Origin of the sequence: Fluviirhizobium alvei (assembly GCF_030551875.1) — a bacterium.
GTDB classification, from domain to species: domain Bacteria; phylum Pseudomonadota; class Alphaproteobacteria; order Rhizobiales; family Rhizobiaceae; genus Rhizobium_E; species Rhizobium_E alvei.
This window is the reverse complement of the sequence record NZ_JAUOZU010000014.1, coordinates 108,529-120,428: the sequence shown is the minus strand read 5'-3', so window position 1 is coordinate 120,428 and position 11,900 is coordinate 108,529. Positions and strand designations below refer to the sequence as shown.

The window sequence follows — 11,900 nt, the reverse complement described above, 5'->3', positions numbered from 1 at the left end:
CATGACCGTCAAAGTCGATCCTATTACACTCGATATCATCGAAAACGCCCTCAAGAATGCCCGCTTCGAAATGGACGGCGTCGTCGTCCGCATTTCGCTGTCGCCGGTCATTCGCGAACAGCACGACGAATTCCCGATGATCTGCAATCATCGCGGCCAGATGATCGTCGGCCAGTTCGGCTCCTACATCCCGTCCGTCGTGGAGAAATTCCAGGGCGACATCAACGAAGGCGATATCTTCGTCTGGAACGATCCCTATGCCTGCAAGGGCTCGATCTCGCACAACAACGACTGGTGCGTGATGATGCCGATCTTCCATGAAGGGGTCCATGTCGGCTTCTCCTCGATCTTCGGCCACATGGTCGATGTCGGCGGCACCGTGCCGGGTTCGATGCCGGCGAACGCCCGCACGATCTGGGAAGAGGGGCTGCGCATTCCGCCGGTCCGGATCTATTCCAAGGGCGTGCTCAACGAAGGTGTTCTCGACATCATGTTGAACAACACCCGCACGCCGGACATGAACCGCGCCGACCTGATGGCGCTGATCGCCGGCTGCCGCACCGCCGCAACGCGCGTGAAGGAACTCTGCGACCGTTTCGGCCGCGAGACCTACATGACCGCCTGCGACATGCTGCTCGATCGCACCCGCGAAGCCATGCGCGTCGTCATCCGGAAGTATATTCCGGAAGAGCCGGTCAGCTTCACCGACTATGTCGATGATGACGGTCTCGGCAATGGTCCGTTCCGCATGACGCTGACGATCTCGCGTCGTGGCGATATCGCCGTGTTCGACTTCACCGGCACGGACGACCAGGCGGAAGGTCCGATCAACTTCCACATCCACGAAGGGCTGTGCAAACTGTTCTTCGGCGTCTACATGATCATGTCCTTCGATCCGTCGGTGCTGTTCAACGAAGGGTTCTACGACCTGTTCGAGATCGTGCTGCCGGAAGGAAGCCTGCTCAACCCGCGCTTCCCGGCGGCCCTTTCGAACCGTCTCAACACCCACACCCGCTTCTTCGATTGCCAGGCCGGCGCGCTCGGCAAGTTCGTGCCGCAGCTTTCGATGGCGGCCGGCTACGGCACCAGCCCGCACTTCATCTTCTCCGGTCACGACAAGGACAAGAAGTATTTCCAGCTCATGGAACTGCTGTTCGGTGGCGTGCCGGGTCGTCCGAAGGGCGACGGGTTCGACGGTCACGCCTGGTGGCCGCTCTTCTCGGCAACCCCGATCGAATATATCGAAAACTACTATCCGGTTCTGGTCGAGCGTTACCTGCCGATCCAGGATTCGGGCGGTCCTGGTCTGCATCGCGGCGGTGCGGGTATCGAGAAGGTCTATCGCGTTCTCGAGCCCGGCCAGGTTTCCATCCATGACGACCGCGAAGTGGTGCCGCCCTGGGGCATCAATGGCGGTCTGCATGGCGGCACCTCCAGCAAGTGGATGATCAAGGCCGGTTCGGACGAGCCGACCCGCATCCCCTCCAAGGTCGACAATCTCAAGGTCAATCCGGGCGACCGCATCGTCTTCAAGACGGCGGGCTCCGGTGGCTGGGGCGATCCGCTCGATCGTTCCGCCGAGATCGTGGCGCGCGACGTGCGCTACGGGCTGGTCTCGCGCGAGCAGGCCAAGGATGGCTACGGTGTGGTGCTGACCGACGACAATCAGGTCGATGTCGCGGCAACGGATGCGCTGCGGGCGAAGGTTCGCGAGGTGCGCGGTGCGCCGCCGCCGTTCGACTTCGGCTTCACGCCGCCGGAACGTCAGGCTGCAGAATGAAGGAAGGGGCCCGAAAGGGCCCCTTTTCATATCCGGAACAATGAAATCCTGTTCATTCCGCGTTCGGTTCGGCCTCGCGCGTGGTGCCTGCCGGCCATTGATAGGCCGGTGGCACGGGGATCGTGCCGCGCCAGATCAATCTGCCGGCGATCGGGTGATCGAGGCCCCGTTCGATCGGCAGGCTCGGTTCATCGAGATGCAGCATGTCCAGAGCCTCATCGACCATCTGGTTGATCGGCTGGCGCACCGTCGTCAACTGGTAGGGTGCTCGGCGGCCTTCGGGAATATCGTCAAACCCGGCAAGCATCAGGTCCTCGGGGATTTTCAGGCCCAGCCGGAACCGCAGCGCATCCATGGCGCCCATGGCCATGATGTCGTTGATGCCGAAGATCGCTTCCGGCCGCGTGCGGTTCTTGTCGCCGAAATGGCGCAGGACTGCACTATAGGCGCCCTCATAGGAGGAACTGCCCTCGATTTCGGCAATGTCGCTGCGGCGCACGCCTTCCTCGAGCAGGCGTTCGACGAAACCGCGAGCGCGATCCTGGCTCGTCGTGCCCTTGGGATCGCCGGTGATCATCAGGAAACTGCGCGCCCCGGCGGCCAGGAACGCTTCGGCGATCAGGCGCCCGCCGCCGGCATTGTCGCAGCGAACGCCGGATGCATCCGAGCCGGGAATGTAGCGGTTGAACAGCACGATCGGGATGCCGCGGTCATGGCAAATGCTGGTCATGCGCGTCGAAAGCTGCGCGGCGGTGAGAATCACGCCATCCACCTGGTATTTCAAGAGATGCAGGATCGCCTCATCGCTTTCCGCCCCCGGATCGACCGTAAAGATCAGAACCTGCCTGCCTTGCTCCTGCAGGCGCTGGGAGAAGGTGTGCAGAACATGGACGTAGAAAGGGTTGCCAAGATTGCCGAGAATGAGCGCCACGATGTTCGTGCGCTTTGTGGTGAGCGAACTGGCAATCGAGTTGGGAACGTAGTTGAGCTTCTTGGCAGCTTCGAGTACTTTCTGGCGCGTTTCCTCCGCAATGCTGGATCCGGGCGTGAAGGCCCGCGATACGGCCGATTGCGAGACACCGGCCAGGGCCGCGACATCGAAAGAGGTTGTTCTGGTCGTGTTCCGCGTCATTGCTGCTACTTTCCGATCCTGACTTTCGAATGCGCATTCATTTTTTCGGTGGATCGCCTGCAGAGTAGCGCCCAAACCCTCAGGTTTCAATAGGTTCATTGCGCGCAATCTGTGGGCAGACAAGCCACCGCAGCTGCGTTTTCTTGCATTCCTATGCAAGATTTCGATTTTCGACGATTGACTTGCCGACGACTTTACGCAAACAATGCATACGCATTCATAGAAGCGGTCCGCCGAGGGGGTGAGACCGCGCAATGTGGTCTGGGAGACTGACATGAACAAACGCGTCCTGCTCGCATCTATCACTTCTTTTGCCGCTCTTCTGTGCCTGGCGGGCCCGTCCCATGCCGATGAGGCCGCAGACGGACTGGCGCGTGCCAAGGCCAACCTGGCAAAATATCAGGCCAAGCCGGAATTCGTTGCTCCGGGCGAGCCTTTCGATGCCATGGCCTGCGCCAAGGGCAAGAAGATGCTTTCGATCCCGAACAATTCGGGCAACCCGTTCCTCAAGGGCATCATCGACCGCATGAAGACCGCCGGCGCCGAAGTCGGTCTCGAAGTGCGCGAATGGGAAAACCAGGGTCAGCCGAGCCAGTGGGTTCAGGGCGTCGAAATGGCGATCCGCGAGAAGTATGACATCATCGATTTGATTTCGGGTATCGATCCCGGCACCATCGAGCCGCAGCTCAAGGCTGCCAAGGAAGCCGGCGTCAAGGTCATGACCTCGCATTTCTACGATCCGAGCTTCGAGCAGAACCCGGTCGTCTCTTCGTCGCTGACCATCGGCTTCGGCGAAATCGGCACCATCCTGGCTGACTGGTCGACCGTTGCGACCGAAGGCAAGGCAAACATTGCCATCGTCGTCTCCAACGAAGTGCCGCCGACCATTCCGCTGGTTGCCAACTTCAAGAAACAGCTTGCCGAAAACTGCCCGAACTGCAAGATCGTGCAGGAAATCAATGTCGGCGTGACCGAATGGGGCACCAAGATCCAGCCGGCCGTCCAGTCTGCCGTACAGGCCAATCCGGAGATCAATGTCGTGATCCCGATCTATGACTCGATGTCGCAGTTCGTCGTCCCGGCATTGCGCCTGGCCGGCAAGACCGGCGAAGTGAAGCTTGCAACCTTCAATGGTACGCCCTTCGTGCTCGATTACATCCAGCAGGGCCTGGCCGACATGGATATCGGCGAGAGCCTCGACTGGATCGCCTACGCCACGATCGACGGCCATCTGCGCGATGCCTGCGGCATGAAGAGCCCGACGGCGCTCAACGTTCCGTTCTACATCTTCGACAAGAACAACGCGCATGAAGCCGGCACCCCGGCCCAGTTCGACACCGGCTACGGTGACGCCTACAAGGCTGGTTTCCGCAAGCTCTGGGGCATCGAATAATGGCATTGCAGTCGGGTCAGACAGGGCATGATCCGGCGATCAACCCGGGAGCGTCACAAGCGCTCCCGGTCCTGTCGGTGAAGAACATATCCAAGTCGTTCGGCGGAGCCAAAGCGCTGCGCAACGTCTCCTTCGATGTGATGCCGGGCGAAGTTCATGGCCTGCTCGGCAAGAACGGCTCGGGAAAATCCACGCTCGTCAAGATTTTGGCCGGCTTTCACGCGCCGGATGACGGCGGTTCGCTGTTCTTCAACGGCGAAAAGGTTTCACTTCCAGTGCGGGCAGGCGATGCGAGACGTCTCGGCATGGCCTTCGTGCACCAGAATCTCGGTCTGGTGCCATCGCTGACGGTGCTTGAAAACCTGCGTGTCGTGCAACTGACCCATGGTGGTCGCGCCTTCATCAACTGGGTTGAGGAGGAGAAGGCGGCCCGTCATGCGCTTGAGCGTTTCGGTCTCGACATCGATCCGCATGAGCGTGTGGACCGGCTGAGCCCCGTGCAGCGGGCGCTGCTTGCTATTGTCCGCGCCTTCGAGGATATCGAGGCGGCCCGTGCCGTAACCGGCAAACCGGGTCTGGTTCTGCTTGACGAACCCACACCATTCCTGCCGGCGAGCGGCGTCGCACAGCTTTTCGAACTGGTGCGATCCATCACCAAGGCCGGTTGCAGCGTCATCTTCATCTCGCATGATATCGACGAGGTGATGGACATTACCGACCGGATCACCGTGCTGCGCGATGGCATCCAGTCCGGCGAACTCGATCGTAAGGATGCGACCCACGAGAAGATCGTGGAAATGATCGTCGGCCAGAGCATCAGCCGCGGCGGCCACGCCAAGCGGGATCCGGAAAGCCTCAAGCCCTTTGCTACATTCCGCAATCTCGCCGGCCGCATGCTGCAGCCATCCGATTTTCATGTCGGCAAGGGCGAAATTCTCGGCCTCACCGGGCTGATCGGCTCGGGCTATGAAGAGGTTCCCTATCTGGCTTTCGGGGCAAAGCCAGCCGCAAGCGGCACGATCGCGATTGGACAGAACGAGCCGTTCGAACAGGTGACGCTGTCGCCGAAGGCCGCGATCGAGAAGGGCTTTGCGCTTCTGCCCGGCGATCGCCAGGGCGCGAGCGGTGTCGATAGCCTGCCGATCGTCGACAATATGTTCCTGCCCGATGTCGGGCGTTTCTTCCGCGGCGGCTTCCTGCGCAATCGTGCCATGATTGATGAGGCCCACGTGCTGGGAACCCAGTTCGAGGTGCGGCCCAACGATCCCTACCTCAAGCTTTCCGCCCTTTCCGGCGGCAATGCCCAGAAGGTGCTGATTGCCCGCTGGATGAACCGTTCGCCGGCGCTCCTGCTTCTCGATGAACCCACCCAGGGTGTCGATGTCGGCACGCGCCAGCAGATTTTCGCCGCCCTGCGCAAGGCGGCGGCCGAAGGCATGTCGATCATCTGCGCGAGCTCGGAAGCCGAGCAGCTGGCCGATATCTGCGACCGGGTTCTCGTCTTCGCCAAGGGACGGATCTGTCACGAACTGACCGGCGACAGCCTGACCAAGGAGGGAATTTCCGAGGCTTGCTACGCGACCGCCCCCACCTATCACACGACAAACCGACCGATGCGAGCCGCACAATGACAGACCTTGCCACGACCGCTCCCCAGAACCGTTCCCGGAAGAACCTGACCCGGCAGTTCGAACGTTATGCCCTGCTTCTGGTCTGGGTCCTGATCATCGCGGCCTTCAGCATTGCCATGCCGAATTCGTTCTTCAGCTGGGGCAATTTCTCGATCATGTTCGCCTCCTACGCGCCGGCCGCACTTCTGGCTCTGGCGATCATCGTGCCGCTGACGGCCGGCGACTACGACCTGTCGGTGGGTGCGACGCTGACGCTGTCGGCCTCTACCATCGGCGTGCTGAATGTCTGGCACCAGATGCCGATCCTGCTCGTGCTGCTGATCGTTCTGGCCATGGGCGTGGTGGTCGGTCTGATCCACTCGCTCTTCATCATCTATTTCCGGGTCCCGTCGCTGGTGGTGACGCTCGGTTCGACCTCGCTGATGAGCGGCATCGTGCAGTGGATGACCAATTCTTCCACCATCGGCGGCATCGACAACAGCCTGATCATGGCCGCCGTCGGCTACCGGCTGTTCGGCATTCCCTATGCGTTCTACTATGCCATCGCAGCGGCGCTGGTCATGTGGTACATCTTCGATTACATGCCGCTCGGCCGCCGGCTGCTGTTCGTCGGACGGGGTCGTGAAGTGGCCCGCCTCAACGGCATTTCGGTCGACAAGGTGCGCGTCGGTGCGCTCGTCATGTCAGCCGTCCTCGCCTCGGCCGCCGGTATTCTCTATGCGGGCGTTCTCGGATCGGCCGATCCCTATTCGGGTCTCAACTTCCTGCTGCCGGCCTTTGCCGCAGCGTTTCTCGGTGCGACGACGATCCAGCCGGGCCGGTTCAACCCCTGGGGCGCCATCGTTGCGGTCTATTTCCTCGCCACCGGCATTACCGGCCTGTCCATGCTCGGCATTCCGCTCTGGGTTACCAATGTTTTCAACGGCGGTGCGCTGATCCTGGCGGTCACGATTTCCCAGATCACCCGCGGACGCGAAGCCTCCGACATCGGCTGATGTTTCCCAAAGCCGGTGAGGCGTGCACCGGACATGAGCGCGCGGCAACTTCGGTTGCTGCGCGTTTGTTCTTCTTGAAGATTGCATTTCTTCGAACGACATGTCATAGCGATTGCACTCCGTATTGCCGCGGCTGCTGAACCCAGGCTTTTACGGAGTTCATATTGTGACCAACAAACCATCCATTCTTTGCTCGAGCGATGTCGCCGGGCACAGCGTCCGGTCAGTCGTTGCGCGCGACGAACCGGAACGACATTTTGCGCATGCGCTTTTGGACCTTGCCAGCGCCCTTCCGACGCCCGATGCTCTCGCGAAAGACGATGCGACGATCAAGGCGATTGTGACGACGCCTGATTTTCATCCGGGCAAACCGGTGCCCGTTGGCGTCGTTGCCGATGTGGAAGGAGCCGTCCTACCGCATCTGATCGGTTCGGATATCGGGTGCGGCATGCGGATGCTCGTGCTTCACGGCATCACCGAAGAGGACTTGAAAGATCCGCAACTCGACCATCAACTCCGCCATCTCTTTTTTCAGGGTGGACGCGATGTTGCTTTGACGGGATATGATCGCTACGCCATCTTGCGAGATGGTTTGCCGGGCCTTCTCGATCGTCTCGGACATGACCGTACCGGCCTTCTGTCCAAGCTGGATCTCGATCAGGCCTGGGCGGATCTAGAGCGCCAGTCAGACCATGGTGTCTTCGCCTGTGACGACATTGATCCCGACTTTGCCGACTATACACAGATCGATGATCGTCATCGGCGCGATGCGATCCTTGGCACGATTGGCGGCGGAAATCATTTCGTCGAATTCGGTTGCGTCGATCAGGTCGCGGATGGTGCATTCGCCAGGGCGGCCGGGCTCAAATCTGGCAGTGTTGTTGTCGTCGTCCATTCCGGCTCGCTCGATTTCGGGCAACGGATCGGGACGGCGACAAAGGAGAGAATGCGAACGAGCTCCAAGGTTCGGCTTGATTGGCGGATCGTTTCCAAGGATCGGCAGCCGGCCCTCTACCGGCGGTTCATGAATGGCCATGCGAATGCGGCCAATGCTGCCTTTGCCAACCGTTTCCTGCTTGGTCTCACAGCGGTGGAAGCGGTGTCACGGATCCTGGGTCGCCAGATCGATCATCATCTTGTCTACGATGCGCCACATAACACCGTTTGGGAGGATGGCGAAGTCGTACGCCATCGCAAGGGAGCCTGCCCGGCGAAAGGTGCAGACGCGATGAGCGCCGGTCCCTATTCTTGGCTCGGTGAACCGGTCATTCTTCCCGGATCCATGGGGGACGGCACATGGTTGCTCAGAGGATGCGGTTCTGGCGATCTCCTGTCGTCGTCGGCGCATGGTGCGGGGCGCAGGCTTTCGCGTCAGGAAGCGCGATCCAACGCGATGATCGGTGGTGGTCTGCGCGTTATCGGTCCCGTCGATCCGCTCAGCCCGGCCCTGCACGGGAGGCGGGATATTGCAGCGGAAATCCGGGCGCGCCTCAACGAAGAGGCGCCGGATGCCTACAAGCCGATCGACAGCGTCGTGGAGCCGATGGTCGAAGCCGGAATGGTAGCGAAGGTTGCGAAGATCCGTCCGTTGCTGACAGTGAAAGGTTAGGTTCCGAACCCGCCTTAAAAACCCGCCTTCATGTTCGACCGCTCGCCACGCAGGTGGCAGGCGGCGGCAACCCTGGCGACCGAGGCTTGGAATGAGAACGACTTCACCTTTTCATGCCTTTGAATTCAGGCGCTGCTGGGCCCAAGTGCGGTAATGGTCGGCGATCGTTTCCGAAATGGGGCGGTAGGCAATGCCGAGTTCGTCGCGGCTGCGGCGATTGTCCAGTGCAAAGCGAATGCCGAGGTGATTGGTCATGTAGGATTGCGTCAGGCCGAACAGCGGCCCGACAAGCCGAACGACAGCATTTGGAATCTGCCAGGTGGGCAACAGGTAGGGCTTGGGATGAATACGTCTTGCGACCGACGCTATCTCCAGGAAAGTTCGCGTATGATCTTCCGAGACGATGTAGCGACCCTTGGCAGCCGGATTCTGTGCAGCGCGAATGTGCGCAGTTGCAACCTCGCGGACATCCACGCAGGCCAGACTCAGGTCCGGCATACCGTAGAAGAAGTAGCCCTTGAACATTTCATCAAGCAGGAAAAGTGAGCCGGACTCCGAGGCCGGTGTCAGCGAAGGCCCCAGAATCATGCCTGGATTTATGGTGACGAGGCTCCAGCGATCCTGTTCGCCGGCTTTGGCCCACGCAGCCTTTTCAGCCAAGACCTTCGAATAGTGGTACGGGTTATTGCTGACATTGCTGGAGGTATTGAAATAGTCCTCCGAGACTGTGTTGTTCTTCATCCTTCTGACATCGGCATAATCGCCGAAAATGGCACCGATCGTCGAGGTCATCACAACGCGGCTGACACTCTGGGTCCGCTCGACGCTGGCGAGCACATTATGTGTGCCGCGAAGGGCGGGTTCGACCATTTCAGTCTGTCCGTCCCGGATCTTCTCGGGCAGTTTGAAAGGGGAGGCGACGTGGAAAACGATCGAACAGTTTTCCATCGCACTATCGAAGGAGCCTTCCTTGAGAAGATCGGCTTCGAAGAGATGAAGACGGCCCGGATAGCGCTCAGACAGATCGGTGAGTGGCTGCATCTTTGCGATGTTGCCGAAGCTCCGGACAGTTGTATGAACATTATAGCCAGCTTCGAGCAGCTGCATGATGAGATGGCTGGCGACAAAACCGCTCCCGCCTGTGACGAGTACTGTCTCGAGCATAAAAGTTCCTTCCCGTTACTTCTGATGAAAAGACAAGTATTCGTAGCATCAAGGCGGGATGCACCAGCCCGCCTCAATAGCCCGCCTTCATGATCGACCGCTCGCCGCGCAGGTGGCGGGCGGCGGCGTCCTTGCGGTCCTTGACCAGCCTGCCGTTGGCGATGAACCGGATCAGCCAGGGAATAGTCTTGACGCGTCGGGCAGCGGCCTGGGCCAGCACGAAACATTCGGCGCATTTTTCGAGGATCTCGATATTGAGGAGCAACCGCTCGAGCCCCATGCCGAAACAGAGCGACAGATCATCCAGGCAATAGGCATTGGCGCCATTGGCAAAGAGCGAGGCCTGCAGATCGTCGGTCGAGCGCATGCCGATGCGTTTGCCCTCGACGCCAAGATGACGCACCTGTTCATCGAAGACCGGTGGCAACGACATGTCGAGCCGACGTAGGGCAGACATCCAGGTGAAGCTACCGGCTGCAATGGAACCGACATCGGGGCGGGCCGCATAGATGCGGTGGTGAAGGCCCTGCGGCGTGCCCGACAGGCTCGCCCAGGCGAAGAGATCCGGCACATCCTGACCGGCCCGGATCGTGACGGTCACGAAAGCATTTTCCTCGGGAATGCGCTGGGAAAGCGTATCGCCCGGCTTCAGCAGCCCCTTGCCATTGAGCCTTGCCGCGGCAAGGCCGAGGGAGGCTTCGATCGATGCCTTGTCCACCGGATTGCCCATGTCACACCAGCTTGAAGACGTCTTCGAAACGGTTGAGCGCATCGTCGATCACCTCGTCGGTGTCGGCCATGCTCGTGTAAATGCGGCTGCCGGCCAGCGTCAGCACGCCATGCGCCAGATAGGCGGCCCCCATCTCTTCCATCAGATGCTTGCGGGCATTGGCCTCGCGCATCAGCTTGATCGGGTTGCGCATGCTCATCAGGAGCACTGCCGAGGTCTGCAGATGCACGATCGAACCCATATTATAGACGACATAGGGCAGGCCGAGCCGATCGATGATGCCCTTCAGCCCCTTGGTGAGCCGGTCGCCGGCGCGGCCGGCCAGCACCGGCGCATTGGTCTTCGCCATTTCCTCTATGGCGTAATAACCTGCCACGCAGGAGAGCGGATTGGCCGACAGCGTGCCGCCCACAAAGGCCCGCTTGCTCGACGTGCCGATACCGCCCACCAGCGACATCATCACATCCTTGCGGCCACCGATGCCGCCCGCCATCAGATAACCGCCGGTCAGGCACTTGCCGAACACGGTGAGATCGGGATCGACGTTAAAATAGCCCTGGGCACCGCCCATGCCGACGCGGAAACCGGTGACGACTTCATCGAAGATCAGGAGTGCGCCGAACTCGTCGCACAGCTTGCGAACTTCGCGGTTATATTCCGGCGTCACCGGGCGGGTGCCGCTTTCCGGCCCGAGCGGTTCGAGAATGACGGCGGCGGTGCCGCCCCTGAGCCGGTTCAGCATCAGCTTGCGGCGCAGCGTGGAAAGCTCGTTGGGGAAGACCTCCTGGGTATATTTGGTGGCACCCTTGGGAATGCCGGTGGCCTCGCGGCGGCCGGTGCCGGGCACGCGCATGCCATAGACCATCTGGTCGCTCCAGCCGTGATAATCGCCGCCGACCTTGATCACCCACTTCTTGCCCGTATGCGCGCGCGCTAGCCGGATCGCGCCCATGCAGGCCTCGGTGCCCGAACCCAGCATGCGGAACATTTCGACGCCCGGCATGTGCTGGCGGATGATTTCGGCAAGCTTGAATTCATATTCGTGCAGCAGGCCGGTCACCGGGCCGCATTCATCGATGATCGCATGCGCCTTCTGGCGAACCGGCAGGTAGTTGGAGCCGAGCAGGGTGGGGCCGCCAGCCTGCAGGAAATCGATGTAGCGATTGCCATCCGCATCCCACATATAGGCGCCATCGACCTTGGCAGCGGCGATCGCGAACGGATAGTTGAAGGCAAGATTATGCTGGACGCCGCCTGGAATGACCTCGGCCGCTCGTGCGGCCCAGGCCTTGGAAGTCTGGCACTTCTGTTCGAAATACTCGAGCACCTTCGGCATGTTGGCCTTGGAAATGCCGCGCGGCGGCTGTTTCAAGAGCGCGTTCAGCCGGTCCATCAGGTCCTTGTTGTCGGGCCAGGCGCTGATGCCATAGGCTTCCGGTGTGGCAGGGCGGGTTGCCATATTCATG

The 11,900-nt window shown here is 60.6% G+C and carries 9 protein-coding genes; 5 read left to right on the top strand and 4 right to left on the bottom strand.

Features of this window, described 5'->3' with window-relative positions; all coding sequences use genetic code 11:
* Nucleotide 1 precedes the first annotated feature (1 nt).
* Nucleotides 2-1,780 carry a hydantoinase B/oxoprolinase family protein gene (locus Q4481_RS18730; protein WP_304377928.1) on the top strand — a complete coding sequence of 593 codons (1,779 nt, stop codon included), beginning with the start codon at nt 2-4 and terminating at the stop codon, nt 1,778-1,780.
* 52 nt (nt 1,781-1,832) lie between these two features.
* Here the strand turns inward: Q4481_RS18730 and Q4481_RS18725 are convergent, their stop codons facing one another.
* A complete protein-coding gene (locus tag Q4481_RS18725; protein ID WP_304377927.1) occupies nt 1,833-2,912 on the bottom strand; it encodes a LacI family DNA-binding transcriptional regulator in 1,080 nt (359 codons plus the stop codon).
* Between the two features lie 274 nt (nt 2,913-3,186).
* Between Q4481_RS18725 and Q4481_RS18720 the strand changes: the two genes are divergently transcribed.
* The 4 genes from Q4481_RS18720 (at nt 3,187) to Q4481_RS18705 (ending at nt 8,540) form a co-directional block, all read left to right on the top strand.
* Entirely contained in the window at nt 3,187-4,305 is a 1,119-nt protein-coding gene (locus Q4481_RS18720) for a sugar ABC transporter substrate-binding protein (protein WP_304377926.1), read from the top strand.
* Nucleotides 4,305-5,936 carry a sugar ABC transporter ATP-binding protein gene (locus Q4481_RS18715; protein WP_304377925.1) on the top strand — a complete coding sequence of 544 codons (1,632 nt, stop codon included), beginning with the start codon at nt 4,305-4,307 and terminating at the stop codon, nt 5,934-5,936. Before Q4481_RS18720 ends, Q4481_RS18715 begins: the two co-directional genes overlap by 1 nt.
* Nucleotides 5,933-6,931, top strand: a complete 999-nt coding sequence (locus tag Q4481_RS18710; protein ID WP_304377924.1) for an ABC transporter permease — start codon at nt 5,933-5,935, stop codon at nt 6,929-6,931. The genes Q4481_RS18715 and Q4481_RS18710 overlap by 4 nt, the downstream gene beginning before the upstream one ends.
* Nucleotides 6,932-7,097: 166 nt before the next feature.
* Entirely contained in the window at nt 7,098-8,540 is a 1,443-nt protein-coding gene (locus Q4481_RS18705) for an RtcB family protein (RefSeq protein WP_304377923.1), read from the top strand.
* Between the two features lie 111 nt (nt 8,541-8,651).
* Here Q4481_RS18705 and Q4481_RS18700 read toward each other — a convergent pair whose 3' ends face one another.
* From Q4481_RS18700 to Q4481_RS18690, 3 genes are all read right to left on the bottom strand, one after another.
* Nucleotides 8,652-9,704 (bottom strand): NAD-dependent epimerase/dehydratase family protein, encoded by a 1,053-nt coding sequence (locus Q4481_RS18700; RefSeq protein WP_304377922.1) that lies wholly within the window; start codon nt 9,702-9,704, stop codon nt 8,652-8,654.
* A 73-nt stretch (nt 9,705-9,777) separates the two neighbouring features.
* Nucleotides 9,778-10,476: a hypothetical protein gene (locus Q4481_RS18695; RefSeq protein WP_304377921.1), complete on the bottom strand. Its 699-nt coding sequence runs from the start codon at nt 10,474-10,476 to the stop codon at nt 9,778-9,780.
* Nucleotides 10,436-11,899, bottom strand: a complete 1,464-nt coding sequence (locus Q4481_RS18690) for an aspartate aminotransferase family protein (RefSeq protein WP_304377920.1) — start codon at nt 11,897-11,899, stop codon at nt 10,436-10,438. Before Q4481_RS18690 ends, Q4481_RS18695 begins: the two co-directional genes overlap by 41 nt.
* Nucleotide 11,900: the final 1 nt, after the last annotated feature.

Coding starts and splice junctions, on each gene's coding strand:
- Q4481_RS18710 (WP_304377924.1), top strand. CDS start 5,933: ATGACAGACCTTGCCACGACCGCTCCCCAGAACCGTTCCCGGAAGAAC.
- Q4481_RS18730 (WP_304377928.1), top strand. CDS start 2: ATGACCGTCAAAGTCGATCCTATTACACTCGATATCATCGAAAACGCC.
- Q4481_RS18690 (WP_304377920.1), bottom strand. CDS start 11,899: ATGAATATGGCAACCCGCCCTGCCACACCGGAAGCCTATGGCATCAGC.
- Q4481_RS18715 (WP_304377925.1), top strand. CDS start 4,305: ATGGCATTGCAGTCGGGTCAGACAGGGCATGATCCGGCGATCAACCCG.
- Q4481_RS18695 (WP_304377921.1), bottom strand. CDS start 10,476: ATGCGCTCAACCGTTTCGAAGACGTCTTCAAGCTGGTGTGACATGGGC.
- Q4481_RS18725 (WP_304377927.1), bottom strand. CDS start 2,912: ATGACGCGGAACACGACCAGAACAACCTCTTTCGATGTCGCGGCCCTG.
- Q4481_RS18720 (WP_304377926.1), top strand. CDS start 3,187: ATGAACAAACGCGTCCTGCTCGCATCTATCACTTCTTTTGCCGCTCTT.
- Q4481_RS18700 (WP_304377922.1), bottom strand. CDS start 9,704: ATGCTCGAGACAGTACTCGTCACAGGCGGGAGCGGTTTTGTCGCCAGC.